16 protein-coding genes are annotated in these 16,554 nt (G+C 74.7%); 6 read left to right on the forward strand and 10 right to left on the reverse strand.

Annotation, left to right across the window (positions count from 1 at the left end):
- Positions 1-132: 132 nt before the first annotated feature.
- Positions 133-1,479 (reverse strand): hypothetical protein, encoded by a 1,347-nt coding sequence (locus AB0946_RS19035; protein WP_366761744.1) that lies wholly within the window; start codon positions 1,477-1,479, stop codon positions 133-135.
- Positions 1,480-2,072: 593 nt separating this feature from the next.
- Here AB0946_RS19035 and AB0946_RS19040 point away from each other — a divergent pair.
- Entirely contained in the window at positions 2,073-2,651 is a 579-nt protein-coding gene (locus AB0946_RS19040; protein ID WP_366761745.1) for a potassium channel family protein, read from the forward strand.
- 12 nt (positions 2,652-2,663) lie between these two features.
- On the opposite strand, the gene AB0946_RS19045 is transcribed toward AB0946_RS19040, so the two are convergent.
- From AB0946_RS19045 to AB0946_RS19060, 4 genes are all read right to left on the reverse strand, one after another.
- On the reverse strand, positions 2,664-2,861 hold the full coding sequence (locus tag AB0946_RS19045; RefSeq protein ID WP_225810976.1) for a hypothetical protein: 198 nt from the start codon (positions 2,859-2,861) through the stop codon (positions 2,664-2,666).
- 160 nt (positions 2,862-3,021) lie between these two features.
- On the reverse strand, positions 3,022-5,595 hold the full coding sequence (locus AB0946_RS19050; RefSeq protein ID WP_366761746.1) for a LuxR C-terminal-related transcriptional regulator: 2,574 nt from the start codon (positions 5,593-5,595) through the stop codon (positions 3,022-3,024).
- A 239-nt stretch (positions 5,596-5,834) separates the two neighbouring features.
- The gene (locus AB0946_RS19055; protein WP_366761747.1) at positions 5,835-6,398 is read right to left on the reverse strand and encodes a hypothetical protein; all 564 of its coding nucleotides are present in this window, start codon (positions 6,396-6,398) and stop codon (positions 5,835-5,837) included.
- 53 nt (positions 6,399-6,451) lie between these two features.
- Positions 6,452-6,598 (reverse strand): hypothetical protein, encoded by a 147-nt coding sequence (locus AB0946_RS19060; protein WP_366761748.1) that lies wholly within the window; start codon positions 6,596-6,598, stop codon positions 6,452-6,454.
- A 187-nt stretch (positions 6,599-6,785) separates the two neighbouring features.
- On the opposite strand from AB0946_RS19060, the gene AB0946_RS19065 reads away from it, so the two are divergent.
- The 3 genes from AB0946_RS19065 (at position 6,786) to AB0946_RS19075 (ending at position 8,777) form a co-directional block, all read left to right on the forward strand.
- On the forward strand, positions 6,786-7,349 hold the full coding sequence (locus AB0946_RS19065; protein ID WP_366761749.1) for a fasciclin domain-containing protein: 564 nt from the start codon (positions 6,786-6,788) through the stop codon (positions 7,347-7,349).
- A gap of 186 nt (positions 7,350-7,535) precedes the next feature.
- Positions 7,536-8,006 (forward strand): Rieske (2Fe-2S) protein, encoded by a 471-nt coding sequence (locus AB0946_RS19070; RefSeq protein WP_366761750.1) that lies wholly within the window; start codon positions 7,536-7,538, stop codon positions 8,004-8,006.
- Between the two features lie 300 nt (positions 8,007-8,306).
- The gene (locus tag AB0946_RS19075; protein WP_366761751.1) at positions 8,307-8,777 is read left to right on the forward strand and encodes a pyridoxamine 5'-phosphate oxidase family protein; all 471 of its coding nucleotides are present in this window, start codon (positions 8,307-8,309) and stop codon (positions 8,775-8,777) included.
- Between the two features lie 15 nt (positions 8,778-8,792).
- Here AB0946_RS19075 and AB0946_RS19080 read toward each other — a convergent pair whose 3' ends face one another.
- Positions 8,793-9,695, reverse strand: coding sequence for a LysR family transcriptional regulator (locus AB0946_RS19080; RefSeq protein WP_366761752.1), 903 nt, complete (start codon positions 9,693-9,695; stop codon positions 8,793-8,795).
- Between the two features lie 74 nt (positions 9,696-9,769).
- On the opposite strand from AB0946_RS19080, the gene AB0946_RS19085 reads away from it, so the two are divergent.
- A complete protein-coding gene (locus tag AB0946_RS19085) occupies positions 9,770-10,711 on the forward strand; it encodes a DMT family transporter (RefSeq protein ID WP_366761753.1) in 942 nt (313 codons plus the stop codon).
- 749 nt (positions 10,712-11,460) lie between these two features.
- Here the strand turns inward: AB0946_RS19085 and AB0946_RS19090 are convergent.
- Complete coding sequence (locus AB0946_RS19090; RefSeq protein ID WP_366761754.1) at positions 11,461-12,792, reverse strand: aminotransferase class I/II-fold pyridoxal phosphate-dependent enzyme; 1,332 nt, start codon at positions 12,790-12,792, stop codon at positions 11,461-11,463.
- Positions 12,793-12,841: 49 nt separating this feature from the next.
- Between AB0946_RS19090 and AB0946_RS19095 the strand changes: the two genes are divergently transcribed.
- Complete coding sequence (locus tag AB0946_RS19095; protein ID WP_366761755.1) at positions 12,842-13,522, forward strand: pyridoxamine 5'-phosphate oxidase family protein; 681 nt, start codon at positions 12,842-12,844, stop codon at positions 13,520-13,522.
- Positions 13,523-13,532: 10 nt separating this feature from the next.
- On the opposite strand, the gene AB0946_RS19100 is transcribed toward AB0946_RS19095, so the two are convergent.
- The 3 genes from AB0946_RS19100 to AB0946_RS19110 all read right to left on the reverse strand — a co-directional run bounded on the left by AB0946_RS19100 (position 13,533) and on the right by AB0946_RS19110 (position 16,402).
- Complete coding sequence (locus AB0946_RS19100) at positions 13,533-14,480, reverse strand: EamA family transporter (RefSeq protein ID WP_366761786.1); 948 nt, start codon at positions 14,478-14,480, stop codon at positions 13,533-13,535.
- A 200-nt stretch (positions 14,481-14,680) separates the two neighbouring features.
- Entirely contained in the window at positions 14,681-15,685 is a 1,005-nt protein-coding gene (locus AB0946_RS19105; RefSeq protein ID WP_366761756.1) for an EamA family transporter, read from the reverse strand.
- An 84-nt stretch (positions 15,686-15,769) separates the two neighbouring features.
- Positions 15,770-16,402, reverse strand: coding sequence for a Clp protease N-terminal domain-containing protein (locus tag AB0946_RS19110; RefSeq protein ID WP_366761757.1), 633 nt, complete (start codon positions 16,400-16,402; stop codon positions 15,770-15,772).
- Positions 16,403-16,554: the final 152 nt, after the last annotated feature.

Here is a 16,554-nt window from a genome sequence, read left to right on the forward strand (position 1 = left end):
CAGGGGGTCCGCCCGGGCGGTGCGGCGGATGCTCTCCGCCTGCGTCCCGGGTCCGTGTACGGCGGCCGTCCCGTACGGCCAGCGTGCGCGGGGCGGGCCGCGACCGCCTCACCCGGTACGGGTGAACGTCCGTCACGGGACCGGCCGCTCGGCGCGGTCGGCCGTCGGTCCCGTCGCCGCGGACAGCACCGCCGTGACGGCGAGCACGACCACGACCAGGAGCAGGACGAGCGCCACCGCGCCCACCGTGGGGTGGTTCCACAGCACGAGGGCCAGGACACCGGCCCCGATGGTCACCCCGGTGGTCCACGACCGGTGAGCGGCCAGCCACTGTCCGAAGTGGCCGGTGCGCACCCCGGCGCCGCTCAGCTCCCGCCCCGCTGCCGTGGTCCCCTTCCGCGCCGCGGACCGGGCGGCGCGCGCGGCGCGGCTCGGTCCGTGGAGCCAGGCCGCCAGTGCGGTGATCAACGAGACGACGAGCAGTGTGCGGACACTGTCGCGCAGGAATCGGACGAAGGTGTCGAAGATCGCCGCCGCCGCGTCGGGGGGCAAGGTGGCCGGCGGGACGGAGTCGAGATAGACCCGCCGTACGACGGCGAGTGCCACGAGCAGCACGGCCATCATGGCGCCGACGCCGAGGGCGGTGACCAGCAGCATCACCCGGTGTCCCGGGGCCGTCCACACGGCCGCGACGGCAGCGGCCAGGGCCAGTACGGGGACCCAGACGCCGAGGATGTCGAGCAGCCGCATCGCGTTCTGGGCCTTGTGCAGCTTCTCAGTGCGGAACAGGGTGATCGAACGGTCGATCCGCGGGATCGCGGAGGCGTGCTTGAACCCGGCGTCCACGAGGCGCTTCTGCACCTGGTCGATCACCACGCCGATGTCGAGCTGGACGGTGTCGCCGTTCGCCCGGAGTGCTCCCTGCCCTTCCCCGGTGAGCATGCCCACGACCGCCGACTGTGCCCGCCGGTTGCCCGCCACCCATGCCTGCGCGAAGACGTCGCTGGTCACGACCCGGTGGACGGTCCGGTGCACGAGCGTCCGCAGGGCGGAGCGCAGCGGGCCGGTCAGTTCCCCGGCCGCGTCGACCACCCGGGGCGGCGCTCCCTTGTCCGCCAGGACCTTGGCGAGCGAGTCCGTCACGGCCTGGACGTCGACCTGGCTCACCACACGGTCGGTCAGCCGGTCGACGAGGGCGTTCTGGACGGCCGGCTCCGAGGCGAGCGGCGCCACGGTCTGCACGTACCGGTCGGTGTCGGCGACCGTGTCGTGCACCCAGACCGCGACGACGGCCAGCGGGGCGAGCACGAGCGTCAGCACCAGGAGGACCGATGCGCCCAGGTGCCGCAGGCGCCGGTGACGCAGGCGCGCGGCACGCCGGAGCCGCAGGTACTCCGCGTGTTCACCGGCGGTCAGGACATGACCGGCCGGCGCGGACGAGTCCGGGCCGGAGGGTCCGGAGGCGGTGCCGGAATCCATGGTCCTCCTTCGCGGGGAGTGTGGCCGGCGGCGTCAGCACCCCGGGCCGTGGAAGGCTCCTCCTCCGGGGGCGGACGGCCGGCGGCCCGGCGTCCGCGCCCGGCTCGCACCGCGAGCGGCCGGTCCGCGCGGCGCGGTTCCCCGGGCGACGGCGCGCCCGGCCTGGGCGCGGCGCGCAGGACGGACCACGGGCCCGGTCCCGGCACGGGCCGGCGTCGACGCACGCGTGAGCGCCGGCGATCACCGCGGCCGGATGAACGCGGTTCACGCGGGAGCACGAGGCCCGTCACCGGTCCGGCCACCCGGTGACCCGGACGGGCGGCCCGGCCGGAGGTGCCCCGCCGGACGGCCGGTGCGATCCGGTGTACGGCTCGTGACCGCGGGAGTCGGTCATGGCTCCTCCTCACGCGATCGGCGGATCCCTTCCGGCCGGCCGACGGGGCCGTGCGGGGGCACCTCACCGGGACAGAGTGCCGCCTTCCGGGCGCCGTGGGGTCACCCACAGCGGGTGATCCGTGCGGCGGACCGCGACGATGGGGTAGGTGCGGTGGGCCGCCGGCCGGCCCGTGGCGGAGCGGACGAAGAGGCACCAGATGACCGATCCAGTGGCTCCCGGCAGGCAGCCGGCCCCGCCCGGGGGAACCGCACGCTCCCGCGGGCCGGGCCCCTGGGCCATGGCCGTCTCGGCCGCCCGCACTGCCGCTGTCGCGGCCGGCCTCGTCACCGCCTACTACCTGCTGCCGCTGGACTGGCACGGAGAGGACCTCACCGCCCTGGCCCTCGCCGGTGGGCTGCTGGCGACCGGCCTGTTCTTCGGCTGGGAGCTGTGGCTCATCAAGCGCTCACCCTGGCCGCGGCTGAAGGCCGCCGAGGCCGTGGCCGCCACCGTGGCGCTGTACCTCGTCCTCTTCGCGAGCGGCTACTACCTGCTCGAACTCGCTGTGCCCGGGTCCTTCAACGAGCCCCTGAGCAGAACCGACGCGCTGTACTTCACCTTCACCACGTTCACCACCGTCGGCTTCGGCGACATCGTCGCGCGCTCGCAGACCGGGCGGGTGCTGGTGATGTGCCAGATGACCTGCACCCTGCTGATCGTGGGGCTTGCCGTACGGGTGCTGGGGGCCGCGGTCCGCGCCGGTCTCCGGCGCCAGGGGCGGGACACGCCCCAGTGAGCGGTGCCCGGATCAGGACGGCGTCTGGCGCATCTCCAGCACCCTCAGCCCCAGTGACTGGCAGCGGGCCAGCAGCCCGTACAGCTGTGCCTCGTCGACGACCGCTCCGAAAAGGATGGTCTGACCGGCCATCAGCACGTGGTCCAGCTCGGGGAACGCCTTGACCAGCGTCTCGGTCATCCGTCCGTCGACGCGAATCTCGTAGCGCATGAGCTGCTCTCCCCACGTCTCCCCGAGGGGGCTGCCCGACCCCGTCCGTGCGATCCTCCGGCTCCGTGCGTCGCACCGCTTCGCCCGTGGGAGGTGATACCGCCTGCCGCCGGGGCGGTACGACCGCACCGGTCCGGCGCGCCCGCTCACGGGCGTGCCGTCACAGGAGTCCGAGTTCCCGCGCGCGGCGCACCGCGTCGTGACGCCGGCTGACGGCCAGCTTCCGGTAGGCACTCTTGAGGTGGGTCTTGACCGTGTTCACCGACACGTACAGGTCGGCGGCGATCTCCTCGGTGGACATCATCTGCGCCAGCCGGCGGACGACGTCGCGCTCCCGTCCGCTCAGCTCCTCGACCACCGGCGGCGCCGCTCGCTGCCCACCGCACGCCGGGGCGGCGCGTCGCGGGGGCGCGGGAGGCCGGCCCTCGGCCGGCGCATCCGGCGGCAGCGTACGCAGCCACGGCCCGGCGTCCACGAAGGGGCGCCGCAGCCGCTCGCGGCGGGCTTCGCGCAGCGCCCGCGAGAGGAGACTCCGCTGGGCGGCGTGGTCTCCCTGCTCGCCTGCCAGGCGGGCTCCGACCAGTGCGGCCCGTACGGTGACGGCGGGGCCGATGTCGGCCTGTGGCCGCAGTCTGTCGAGCAGTTCGGCCGCGGCCTCGGGTCTGCCCGCGGCCAGTTCCGCCTGCGCGGCCCCCACGAGGCACACCGGCTCGTCACCGGGCACGTCGCGCAGCAGCTTGAGGGCCGTCTCCGGCCGGTTCTCGGCGAGGTGGGCGGCGGCGGCCACGGACGCCGTGTGCGCTTCGGCCCACGGGGACGCCACGTCGGCCACGACGGCCCGGTCCGCCGCTTCGAGCGCGGCCTGCGTGTCGCCGCGGGCCAGCAGGATCCGTCCGGCGACGATGGCCCGCCCCGCTTGCGTCACCGGGTCCGGCGGCGGATGCCGCGCGTCCACCGCCGCGTCCAGGAGCGCCTCGGCCCGGTCCAGCTCGTCGCGTTCGACGGCCACCGCGGCCAGGACCAGCGATGCCAGCCCCGGCCCGGGGGCGGGGGGCGGGCCGCCCGGGTGCGCCGGGGTGACCGTGGCCGACGCCGTGCGCTCGGCTCTGCCCGGCCAGCCCCGCAGATAGTCGATCAGGGCCAGGTGGCCCAGGCACTCCCGGCGCGCCTGTGCCGTCGCTCCCGTCCCGCCGGAGTCGACCACCGTGGTCAGGGCGGCTCGGGCGGCCCGGACACGGCCTGCCCACAGTCGTGCCGAGCCGAGGTGGGTGAGCAGGAGCGCCATCAGCTCGGGGTGCGCCTCGAGGAGCGTGCCCGGCACTTCGCGCCGCACCTGCTCGGCGAACCGTGCCGCCCGCTCCGCCCGTCCCGGCGCCCCCGTCAGGCGCGCCACCAGAGTCTCCAGCAAGGCGCAGCTCAGCCGGGTCGCTGCCAGGTCGGCCGGATCACCCTCCGCGGTTCCGTCCTGCGCCGCCAGGATCTGTACCGCCCGTCGCAGGCGGGAGGAGCCCCGCGCGACCTCGCAGCGGGACAGCGCGCAGGCCGCGCGGACGAGGTCCGGGGCCGGACCGGTGGGCTCGGGCCCCATACGGGAGAACAGCTGGGCCAGATCGCCGGAGTGCAGGCCGGTGAAGAGCTCCCCCAGGGCGAGGTCGCCGACGAGCGCGCCGGCGGCGGTCTCCCAGTCGTCCGCGGCGGCCGCGTGGCCGAGCGCTTCGCCGAGGGAGCCCGAGCGCCGCAGCCAGCGTGCCGCGCGGCGGTGCAGCTCGGCTTCCAGCCCCGGGGAGCGCACCCGCAGGTGGGCGCGGAGGATCTCGCCGAACAGCGGGTGGAGACGGAACCAGGCGTGCCCGAGGTACTCGACGAAGGCGTTCTGGCCGTGCAGGGCGGTCAGGACGCGTTCGGCGTCGGTGCGTCCGGTGAGGGCGTTGGCGAGGTCGGGGCAGAAGCGTTCGAGGACGCTGACCCGCAGCAGCAGGTCCTGCGTCCCGGCCGGCTGCCGTTTGAGCACCTCGGCGAGGAGGAAGTCGGCGATCGTGGTGCGGTCGGCCTCGAACTCCTTGAGGAACGTCCGCGGATCCGTCTCCCCCCGCGCGGCCAGGGCGCACAGCCGCAGCCCGGCTGCCCAGCCACGGGTGCGCTCCACCAGGGCGCCCACGTCGTCGGCCGGCAGACGCAGGCCGTGCAGCGCCAGCAGGGCGGCGGCCTCGTCGGGGGTCAGGGCCAGCTCGGCGTTCCTGATCTCCGTGATGGTGCCGGCCACCCGGTAGCGGTGCAGAGGCAGGAGGGGCTCGGTGCGCGTGACGAGGACCAGGCGCATGCCGTGGCCCGCCTGGTGGAGGACGAATTCCAGCTGGTCCGCGATCTCCGGGTCGGTCACCCGGTCGTATTCGTCGATGACGAGGATCACCGGGGTGTTCCTGGTGCCCAGTTCGGCGGCGAGCCGCGTGAGCAGCCTGTCGTCCGCGCGGCCCGCTGAGGCGGGGAGGCCGATGCCGGCGGACGTCGGCACGCCGGCGAGGCGCAGGGCCTCCAGCACGTACGCCCAGAAGGTGCCGCCTCCCCTGTCCGCCACCTGGGCGGTGAGCCAGGCGACGGGCTCGTGCCGGGTCGAGGCCCAGTCGGCGGCCAGCAGGGTCTTGCCCGCTCCGGCGGCTCCGTGGACCACCGTCAGCGGGGTCAGGAGGGCCTCGTCGAGGTGGACGACCAGCCGGTCCCGCCGAAGGTACGTCACGGGACGCGCCGGTACGGCGAACTGCGTCCGCAGGAACGGGTCCCCTCGGGGATCGGCGTGTGGTGGGTCCGGCGCCCGTCCGGTCCCGCCCGGTACGGCCATGCTCCTCACCACCTCGGTCGCCGCCCGGTGGACGACGCGGGAAGGGGAGAACTGCCCTGGGCGCAGCCGGGACCGAGGGCTCCCCGGCGCCGGCTGTGACGAGCGCCGGCGGACAGTGCGGACGGCGCCCTTCCGCTTCAGCTTACCCTTCCGGATCGCCGGGGCTCGTGGTCGCCGCCGGCCTCGCCGCCCCTGCGCAGGCGTGTGAGTTGGTAGGACCGCTCGCTGAGACGGGTGGTCAGCCGGTGCTTCGCTGCTGCCGCCAGTTCGTCGAGACGCTGCTGAAGCCCGCTCAGATCCGGGGAGGAGTCGCCCTTCGCCACCCGGCCCAGGACGGTCGCGGCTTCCCGGTCGAGGGCGGCCATCGCCGCGCGCACCTCGCCACTGTCGATGTCCACCTGGGCGGTGTCCCACACGGCGTGGCACTCCTCGCCGTGCCGGGCCGCTTCCGCCCTGATCCGGTGGCGGTGCCCGGGTGAGTCCGCCGGGCCGGTCGTCTCCGGCAGCGCGGCCACCCAGTCCCTCGCCGCGCACACCTGCCTGAACTGCCTGTGGACGGCCTGCCGCTGGGCCTGCAACCCCGACTGCTCGTCTCTGTGGCGCTGTCCCAGGGTCCTGACCACGTAGTGGGCCGTCGCCCCGAGGAAGCCTCCGCCGAGGGCTCCGCCGATGCCTGCGAGCGCCGTACCAAGCCTGATCACACCTCTCAGTCAACGGCTTGCGGGGGCGGGTACGGCGGTCCACGCCGCGCGCGTCACCCGTTGTGCCCGCAGACGGGCACGCGGTCGGTCGAGTGGGGGAAGTCCCCGACGGCCCGGCGGAAGACCGCAGTTCGTACGGCACGGTGCACGGCCGCGACCGGCGTGTATCCGGCGTGTTCCCGCGAGCGGGGGGCGGTCACGGGCCCGTCCTTCGAGATGCGGTCATCAGCGCCTGCTGGTTACGCTCGCTGAGTGGCCGGGTGGAACGGCCCATGGCCCGGCGCGGCACGCGTCCCACCCCGCCCGGCGGAACCGAGGAGTTCCGCGGTCCGCACCGTCACGGTGCTCGCACCTCCACGGGAGGAAGTCGCGATGAGGTTCACCCGCATGCGTACAGCGAGGGCCACCGGGGCGGCTCTGGTCGCCGTTCCGCTCGCGCTCGGAGGTCTGGCGTCGCAGAGCCACGCCCAGGAGGCGTCCCCCAGCCCGTCGGGAACGTTCGGTCCCGGCTGCTCGTCGCTCTCCCAGAAGGCCGGTACGGCCAGGGACAAGGTCGTGGAGGCGGCGGCCGCCTACCCGGAGCTCAGTCAGCTGGTGGCGGCGACGGTCCGGGCGAGGCTGAACAGCGCTCTCGACGGCAAGCCCGACATCACCGTCTTCGCCCCCGACAACCAGGCCTTCAAGAAGGTGTCCGTCTCGCAGCTCGCCGCGCTGCTGAAGAACGAGGGGCAGCTGAAGAAGGTGCTGGGCTACCACGTGGTCGGCCACCGGATCACCCCGGAGCAACTCTCCAAGGGCTCCTTCACGACGGTGGAGGGCGGCAAGCTGACGACGTCGGGCTCGGGCACCCACTTCAAGGTCAACGGCAAGGCGAACATCGTCTGCGGCAACATCAAGGCCGCCAACGCCACCATCTACGTCATCGACGCGGTTCTGCGGCCCCCGTCCTGACCCGACTCTCCCGCTCCCGGCCCTCGGGGTGCCTCCCGAGGGCCCTGGAACGGGCGACCCACAGCCGTGCCTCACGGTCCCTTCATCACCGGGCTGCAAGGATCCGGGTACCCGTCTGAACGGTCGCCGTCCGCCGGCCGTACCCCATGACGGACCAGGAGAAGCTCCGCGGAAGGGAACCCCCAGATGACCAGCCCATCCCAGCACCCCGCTGTGGGACCGGCCCGCCGTACCGTCATGGCGGCGGCCGGAGCGGCGGGGCTCGCCGCCGCGCTGACCGCCTGCGGTTCGGACGACGGCTCGTCCGCCACCGCCGACACCGGCTCGGGGTCGGGCGGTTCCGCGCAGGAGGGCGCCGACACCGCCGGTCGCACCGCGCTGGCCAGCACCGCCGACATCCCGGAGGGCGGCGGCAAGATCTTCAAGGACCAGGGCGTCGTGGTCACCCAGCCGTCGGCCGGCACCTACAAGGCGTTCTCGTCCAAGTGCACCCATCAGGGCTGCGCGGTGGGCAGCGTGGCGAACGGCGTGATCGTCTGCCCGTGCCACCACAGCGAGTTCTCCGTGACGGACGGCAGCGTGAAGAAGGGGCCCGCGACGCAGCCGCTGCCCGCGGCGAAGATCACCGTCTCCGGCGACGAGATCACACTGGCCTGAGCGGGCTCGACGCCCTCCGCGTGCCCTCCCGAAGGAGCCTCGCACTGGTCGCCATGGTGGCGGACGGCGGCGAGCTGCCCGGATCGGGGGGCACGCGGACCTCCGTGCCGCCGGTTCGGCGGCCTGGAACGGGCGTGCGTCGCGGTTCGCACCCCGGCCGTCGGCGACCGCGTCGATCACCTGCACACCGGTCTCACGGTAGGGCCGTGTTCCCTTGAGGATTGACGGCGTCTCTTTTCTGACGTGAGGTCAGAACATCGGTATGACTTTCTGACACGACGTGGGAGAAGAGGGGGCCGCATGACCGTCGCACAGCAGCGCCGGGGCCGGAAGATCATGATGACGCCCGGTGAGCTGGACGAGTTCCTCACCGCCCAGCGCACCTGCCGGGTGGCGACCGTATCGGCCGACGGCGCGCCGCACGTCAGCGCGCTGTGGTTCGCCTGGGACGGCACGTCGCTGTGGCTGTACTCGGTGGTGCGCAGCCGGCGCTGGGCGCAGTTGCGCCGCGACCCCCGGGTGGCTGTCGTGGTGGACTCCGGCGAGGAGTACGACCAGTTGCGCGGCGTCGAGCTGTCCGGCCGGGTGGAGTTCGTCGGCGAGGTGCCGCGCCGGGGTGAACTGTGCGCCGAACTGGACACGGCCGAGACGCTGTTCGCCCGCAAGAACTTCGGCCTGGACGAGATGCCGCACGACGGCCGGCACGCCTGGGCCCGGCTGACCCCGGACAAGCTGGTGTCGTGGGACTTCCGGAAGCTGGGCGGGGCGTAGCCGGGACCGTGACGCTCAGCCCAGTTTCCGGGCCGCCGTCCGCAGTGCCTCGACGGCCGCGCGGATGGAGGGGCGGCGGTCGGCGTCCGCCCGCCAGACCACGTACACATGGCGGCGCACGCGCTGCCTGAGCGGCACCAGGACCACACCCTCGGGCACCGGGTGCCGGCCCAGCAGCGGCGCGATGCACACGCCCAGCCCGGCCGCGACGAGCCCGAGCTGGGTGTGGGTCTCGCCCGCGCGGTGGCCGACGATCGGCTCGACGCCCTTGGACCGCAGGGTGAACATCAGCCACTCGTGGCAGAACTCGCCCTCGCCCCAGGTGATCCACTCGTCCTCGGCGAACTCGGTGAGGTCCACCTCGTCCCGGTCCGCGAGCCGGTGCGTCGCGGGCATGGCGACCTCGGCCGGGTCGTCCAGCAGGGGCGCCTTGACCAGGCCGTCGGGCACGGGCATCGGCTTGTTGTACCAGTCGAGGACCACCGCGAGGTCGAGATCGCCGCGCACGACCCCGGCGATGCCCGCTTCCGGCTCCAGCTCGCTGGAGCGCACGCGCAGTCCCGGGTGCTCGACGCGCAGAGCGCCGAGCGCGGCGGGGAACAGACCCCGGGCGGCGGTCGGGAACGCCGACAGCCTCAGTTCGCCGACGACCTGGCCGCGGTGCGCCTCCAGGTCGGACCGGGCCAGCTCGACCTGCGACAGGATGCGCGCCGCGTGCTCCGACAGCAGCCGGCCGGCGTCCGTGAGCCGTACGCCCCGGCCGTTCTTGGCGAGCAGCTGCTGACCGACCTCCCGCTCCAGCTTGCCGAGCTGCTGCGAGACCGCTGACGTGGTGACGTGCAGCGCGTCGGCGGCGGCGCTGACCGAGCCGTGCCGGGCCAGGGCGTCGAGGGTCCGCAGGCGCTCCAGGTTCAACATGTAAGCGATTCTAAGAGGTACCAGGTGAGAAATCTCGATTGTGCTAAGAGGTTGCCTCCAGCATCGTAGAGCCCATGAGCACGGTCACCGCATCGACCCGAACCAGGTCCCAGTCCCCCGCCCCCTCCAGGCCGCGCGCCCGCCTCGACTGGCGGCTCCGCTTCGGCGTCCTGTCCCTGATCTGGGGCTTCAGCTTCCTGTTGATCAAGGTCGGGACCGGCGGGTACGCGCCCTTCCAGGTCACGCTCGGACGGCTGGTGTTCGGTACGGCGGTACTGGTGGCGGCGATGGCGGTCAAGCGGGAGCGGCTGCCGCGCGGGGCGCGCCTGTGGGGGCACATGGCGGTCGCCGCGTTCCTGCTGAACGCCCTGCCGTTCTCCTTGTTCGCCTACTCCGAGCTGACGATCCCGTCCACCCTGGCCGGCATCTGCAACGCCACGTCCCCCCTGTGGGGCATGGCCCTGTCCCTGGTCGCCCTGTCCGAGGACCGTCCGACCCGGGTGCGCGTCGCCGGGCTCGGCCTGGGCTTCCTGGGCGTCCTCACCGTGCTCGGCGCCTGGCAGGGCTTCCACGGGCTGGACGCCACGGGCACGGCGATGGCCCTGCTGGCCTCGCTGAGCTACCCGGTCGGCTGGATCTACGTACGGCGGAAGCTTGCCGGGACGGGGAACTCCCATCTGTCGATGACCGGGGGCCAGTTGCTGCTGGCGACCGTGCAGCTGGCCGTGGTGACACCGTTGTTCACCAGCGTCCCGGAGCACTTCGCCGTCGTTCCGCTGCTGGCCGTCGCCGCCCTGGGCGCGTTGGGGACCGGGCTGGCGGTGCTGCTCCAGTACGGTCTGGTCGCCGAGGTCGGGCCCACCACCGCCCAGATGGTCACCTACTTCATCCCCGTCATCGCCACGGCCGCGGGCGTGGCGATCCTCGGGGAGTCCCTCCGGTGGACCACACCGGTGGGCGCGGTGATCGTACTGGCGGGGGCCGCACTCACGCAGATGCGGGGCAAGGAGGCGTGAGGCGACGGGGCGCGGGGGGTGCGGGCCCGCTCTGACGCGGGGTGAGGGGGCGTTTGGACCCGTTGTGACGCGGCGGGGCGTGGGGGTGCGGGCCCGCTCTGACGCGGCGTGAGGGGGCGTTTGGACCCGTTGTGACGCGGCGCGGTGAGGGGGCGTGAGCCCGCCGGGACGCCGCCGGGCGCGGGGACACGGGCTACGGGAACGCGACGGGGCACGCGAGCGCGGACCCGCCGGGCACGGAGACACGGGCCGCCGGAACGCGACGAGGCACGCGAGCGCGGACCGCCGGGACGCGACAGGATGCAGGGGCGCGGACCCACCGCGACCCAGCACGGGCGACAGCGCCGACCCGCCGCGACCAAGCAGGACACGGGGGCACGGGCACGCCGTGACGCGCCAGGACGCGGGCCCGCCATCACCCAGCAGGGCGCGACAGCGCGGACCCACCGCAACCCAGCAGGACGCAGGAGCACAGACCCCTCGCGACCCGGCAGGGCCCGGGGACGTGGACCAACCGTGGCCGGCAAACCCGGGGGCACGGGTCTGTCATGACCCAGCAGGGCGCGACCGCGCGGACCCACCGCAACCCCGCGGGACCCGACCGCGCGGACCCACCGCAACCCCGCACGACGCAACCGCGCCGACCCACCGTCACCAGGCAGGGCGCAGCCGCGTGCCTCCCGCCTGACTCCGCGCTTCGTGGTCCGGCCTCGCCCGCCGCGCCCCTTTCTCCGTCACCGCCGTCACCGTCAGCCGTAGACACGGGCCGGGGACGGGCGTACCGCCGCCGCCACCGCGTCGGCCAGCGGGGTGATGTCGTCCTCGGTGAGCGGTGAGATCGTGATGCGCACCGCTTGTGGCGAGGCCAGGCGGAAGCGGGCGCCCGGGGCGACCGCCCAGCCCCGGTGGAGCAGGCGGGCGACGGCGCCCGTCTCGTCGGGGACCGGGACCCAGACGTTCATGCCGCTGCGGCCGTGCGCGACGATCCCCCGCTCCGCCAGCGCGTCGACCAGGCCGGTCCTGCGGGCCCGGTACGCCTCCGCCACCGCCGTCCGGTCGACGGCGCCCTGGGTCCACAGGTGGGCCACGGCCCGTTGCAGGAGGAGGCTCACCCAGCCGGGGCCCAGACGCTGGCGGCCGCGGACCCGGTCCACGGTGACGGGGTCCCCGGTGAGGACGGCGAGGCGCAGGTCGGGGCCGTAGGCCTTGGCGGCGGAGCGGACGAGGGCCCAGTGACGGGTGACGCCCGCGAGGGGGTGCAGCGGCAGGTCGACGATGCCGTGGCCGTGGTCGTCCTCGATGAGCAGGGTCCCCGGGTGCTCCCGCAGCACCGCGCGCAGGGCACGCGCGCGCGAGGCGGTGACCGAGGCGCCGGTCGGGTTCTGGGCCCGGTCGGTGACGATCAGGGCGCGGGCGCCGGACTCCAGGGCGCGGCGCAGGTCGTCGGCGCGCGGTCCGTCGTCGTCCACGCCGACCGGCGCCGTGTGCAGGCCCAGGGCGGGGACGAGGTCGAGGAGGCTGCCCCAGCCCGGGTCCTCGACGGCGACCGTGTCGCCGGGTTTGAGGTGCGCGGTGAGGACGCGTTCGATGGCGTCGAGGGAGCCGGAGGTCACGGTCAGCGGACCCGCCGGGACGCCGTCGGCGTCGAGTTCGGAGCGGGCGAGGCGGGCGAGGTCCGCGTCCACGGGGTCGTCGCCGTAGCGGACGGGCCGGCGGTCACCCTGCTCCGCCGCCGCGGCCAGGGCCGGGGCCAGGCGGGGCAGGAGAGCCGGGTCGGGATTGCCCGTGGAGAGGTCGCGGCCTCCGGGGGGCACCTCCACGCGCAACTGCTCGCGGCCGGTGGTGGCCGGCTTGGGACGGACCCGGCTGCCCCGGCGGCCGGCCGTCTCGATCACCCCGCGCTCGCGCAGGATGCGGTAGGCGGCGGCCACGGTGTTCGCGTTCACTCCCAGCCGGCCCGCCAACTCCCGCATGGGAGGCAGGGCCTGGCCCGGTCGCAGCTCGCCGGCGCCGACCGCCTGCTCGACGCCGGCCGCGATCTCGGCTGCGCCGCGCCCGGTGATCCGATATTCTCCTAGCACAAACGATATTATGCACTAGTGCAAAACCGCCGCCACCGGAGGGGACGACATGCAGGGCACGACCGAGGACACGCGGGCCACCGCCTACACACCGACCGACCGGACCGTGCCCACGCGCTCCGCCGAGCGGGCGTCCTACGACAAGGAGCTGGTCCACGCGATCCTGGACGAGGGGTACGTCTGCCACCTCGGCTTCGTCCGGGACGGCGCCCCGGTGGTGCTGCCGACGCTGTACGGCAGGGTCGGCGAGCGGCTCTACGTGCACGGCTCGACCGGCTCACGGCCGCTGCGGATGACCGGCCAGGCCGACCCCGGCCTGCCGGTGTGCCTGACGGTCACCCACGTCGACGGGCTGGTGCTGGCCCGCTCCGCCTTCCACCACACGATCAACTACCGCTCGGTCGTGGTGCACGGCACCGCGCACGAGGTCACCGACCCCGAGGAGCGGCGGCTGGCCCTGGACGCGCTGGTCGACCACGTCGTGCCGGGCCGGGCCGCCGACTCCCGGCCCGGGAACAAGAAGGAGCTGGCCGCCACCGCGGTCATCCGCCTGGACCTGGAGGAGGTCTCGGCCAAGGTCCGCACCGGCGGCGCCGACGACGAGCCCGAGGACATGGACCTGCCGCACTGGGCCGGGGTCGTCCCGCTCCGCAAGGGCTACGAGGCTCCGGTCCGCAACGCCGACCTGGCGCCCGGCGTCGAGCTGCCGGACTACCTGGCGGCGCTGTAGCCGCGGCGGCTCACACCGGGGCGGGTTCCCGCCGGCCGGCCCCGCGGGCCTCGCCCACCGCCAGGCCCGCGACCGCGCCGAGCATCAGCAGCGTGCCGGCCGCGGTGGTCACCGTGAGCCGCTCGCCGAGCAGGACGACGGCGAGCACGGCCGCGGTCACCGGCTCCAACAGCATGATCACGGAGACGGTCGCGGACCGGACGACGGCGGCTCCGGCGAAGTAGAACGCGTACGCGAGGGCCGTGGGCACGGCGGCGATGTACAGCAGCAGCCACAGCAGCGGGGCCGGGTGGGCGGTGTGCGGCAGCAGCCCTTCCCCCACCGCGAACGGCAGCAGGAACAGGCTGGTCACGGCGAAGGCGCCCACCGTGGTGCCGGCGGCGTCGGTGCCGCCGTCCCTCCCCCACCAGCGGGTGAGCAGGGTCATCACGGCGTAGCCCGCCGCCGAGGCCAGGGCCAGCAGCACGCCCGCCGGGCGTACGGTCGTGGCCGAGCCGCCGAAGGTGAGCACGGCCAGCCCGGCGAGCGCGCCGCCGACCGCCGCGGCACCGCCTGCGCCCAGCCGTTCGCCGAGCAGCAGCCGGGCGCCGAGCGCGATGAGCACGGGGCCCGCGCCGAGGGTGACGACGGTGGCCACGGCCAGTCCGGTCGACGCCACGGCCGCGAAGTACGCGGTCTGGAAGACGGCCAGGCCGAGCCCGGTGGCCAGCGCCCTGGTGAGGGTGCGGCGCACGGACCGGGCCGGGGCCGTACGGCGGGCGCGCGGGCGCAGCAGCCGGCCGGCCAGCAGCAGGGTGAGCCCCAGCGCGCAGCGCCAGAAGGAGAGGGCGAAGGCGCCCATGTCGCTGGTCCGGTAGACCAGCGAGGCGGCGGCGCCCGCGGTGCCCCAGGCGGCACCGGTGACGATCAGGTAGAGCAGGCCACGCCCGACGGGCAGGCCTGAAGCGGGGTGCGACAAGGTCGACAAGGCAATCTCTCCGCAGAAGCGCACCTGGAGGTGCGGAAGTTCGGGAGCGTCCCGCTCGGGCGGGACGCACGGACTTCGTCTGCGGGCAGCACCGTCCGGCCCGGCGCGCGAAGCGCCGGGCGGGACCCGGAGGCCCGCCTCAGGCGGCCGGGGGTGAGAGGACGAGTGCGTGGTGCGCCATGATCCGGACTCTAGGCGGCCGTACCGCGCGCGGACAACTCCCTTTCCGCGCCACCCGAGGTGACGGGCTCCGACGGGCCCCTGGCCGGGGTGGCGGACTGCGCGATGAACGCGCCGACCAGGACGACCGCGCCCCCGGCGACCTGCGGCGCGGACAGGTGCTCGCCGAGCAGCACCCAGGCCAGCACGGTCGCGATGACCGCCTCCAGACAGGCGACGACCCCGGCGACCTGCGGCGACAGCCGGCGCACGGACAGCACGCCGGTGACGTACGCGATCACCGTGGCGACCAGCACGATCCAGGCGAGCAGGGCGACCGCGGGTACGGCGGTGCCGTTCAGGCGCGCGGAGCCGCCCAGCACCGACCAGTCCATGCCCCAGGGGCGGGCCACCACGGTCAGCACGGCGGCGCCGGCCAGCAGCCCGTAGGCGATGACGCCCAGCGGGTCCGGCGCCGCTTCACCCGCGTCGCTTCCCTGGTCGGACAGCACGAAGTAGCCGACCTGGCAGCAGGCGGCGCCGAGCGCGAACACGAGGCCCAGCGCGTCGAAGCCCAGGCCGGACCAGACCTCGACCACGCAGGCGAGGCCGCCGGCGGCGAGGACCACGCCGAGCGCGGCCGCGCGGCTGACGGGCCGCCGCTGCACGAACCGCACCCAGCCGAGCACCAGGGCGGGAGCCAGGTACTCGACGAGCAGGGCCACGCCGACCGGGATGCGGGAGAGCGCGGCGAAGTAACAGGCCTGGACACCGGCGACGGCGAGCAGCCCGAACCCGGCGAGCAGCGCGGGCCGGCGGCGCGGCAGCGCGCGGTGGCGGACCGCGAGCGGCAGCATCACCAGGGCGGCGCCCGCCACCCGCAGCCACACCACGTGGAGCGGGTCGAGTCCCGCCTCGATCAGCGGCTTGGCGGCCACCCCGGACCCGCCGAAGGCCAGCGCCGAGCCGAGCGCGAGACCGAGCCCGCCTCCCTTGCCGGGACGGTCGTGACTGCTCACAGACGTATGCACCGGCACATGATGACAGGCGACGACAGGAGCGTCACCCCTGGTGACACCTGTCTCAGCTGGTGGACGGCGGCTGGAGGGGTGACCTGAGGCTCAGCGGGCGGCCCCGCCGCCGTCGGTGCGCACGTCCGCAACCGCCTCGATCCGCGCGGACAGTTCGCGGGCGGGGACGCCGGCGCGTTCGAGGACCTCGACCGCCCGGGACCGAGGGTCCGCGGCGAGCGCCGCGAGCAGGTCCGTCCCTCCGACGTGGGGCGCGCCCCGCCGCCGGGCCCGGGCGCGGGCGTCCGCGAGCGCCGCCGACGCCGCCGGGGACCAGCCCTCGGCCTCCTTGCCCGGACCGCTTCGCGCGGTGTCGGCAGGCCCGGCGGGAGCCGCGGCGTCGGCGGGACCGGCCGGGGCGGGGACGCGGGGCATCGCGGCGGAGTCCTCCACACTGCTCTGCCAGCGCAGCCCGTAGCCGATGCTGCGCTGCACCAGGTAGCCCAGGACCCGGGCGAGCCGTTGCGGGTCCCCGACGGCGGCGCGGGCCTCGGGGTCCTGTTCCAGCAGGGCGTGCAGCAGATGGGCGGTGTCGGTGTGCCGGTCCCTGTCCCGGACGGCCCTCCGGCGGGCAGCGGCGACCACCGCCGCGAGCTCGGCACCGAGCCCGGCAGCGCCGTCCGGGTGCGGAACCGCCGCGTCGTCGGCGGCCCGGTGGGCTGTACGGGGTTGCACATCCCCCACCTCATCAGCCGCGCCGGGACGGGGCATCCACGAGGGGAACCATTTTCGCGTCCCACGCGGAGAGGACATCGCCGGCCCGGATCTCATCCTCGCGGAGGAGATCTGACCGCTCCCGCGCACGGACGGCACTCTCCCGTACGTCTTCTGACGGT

The sequence above is a fragment of the Streptomyces sp. NPDC046870 genome, from assembly GCF_040704595.1.
GTDB classification, from domain to species: Bacteria; Actinomycetota; Actinomycetes; order Streptomycetales; family Streptomycetaceae; genus Streptomyces; species Streptomyces argyrophylli.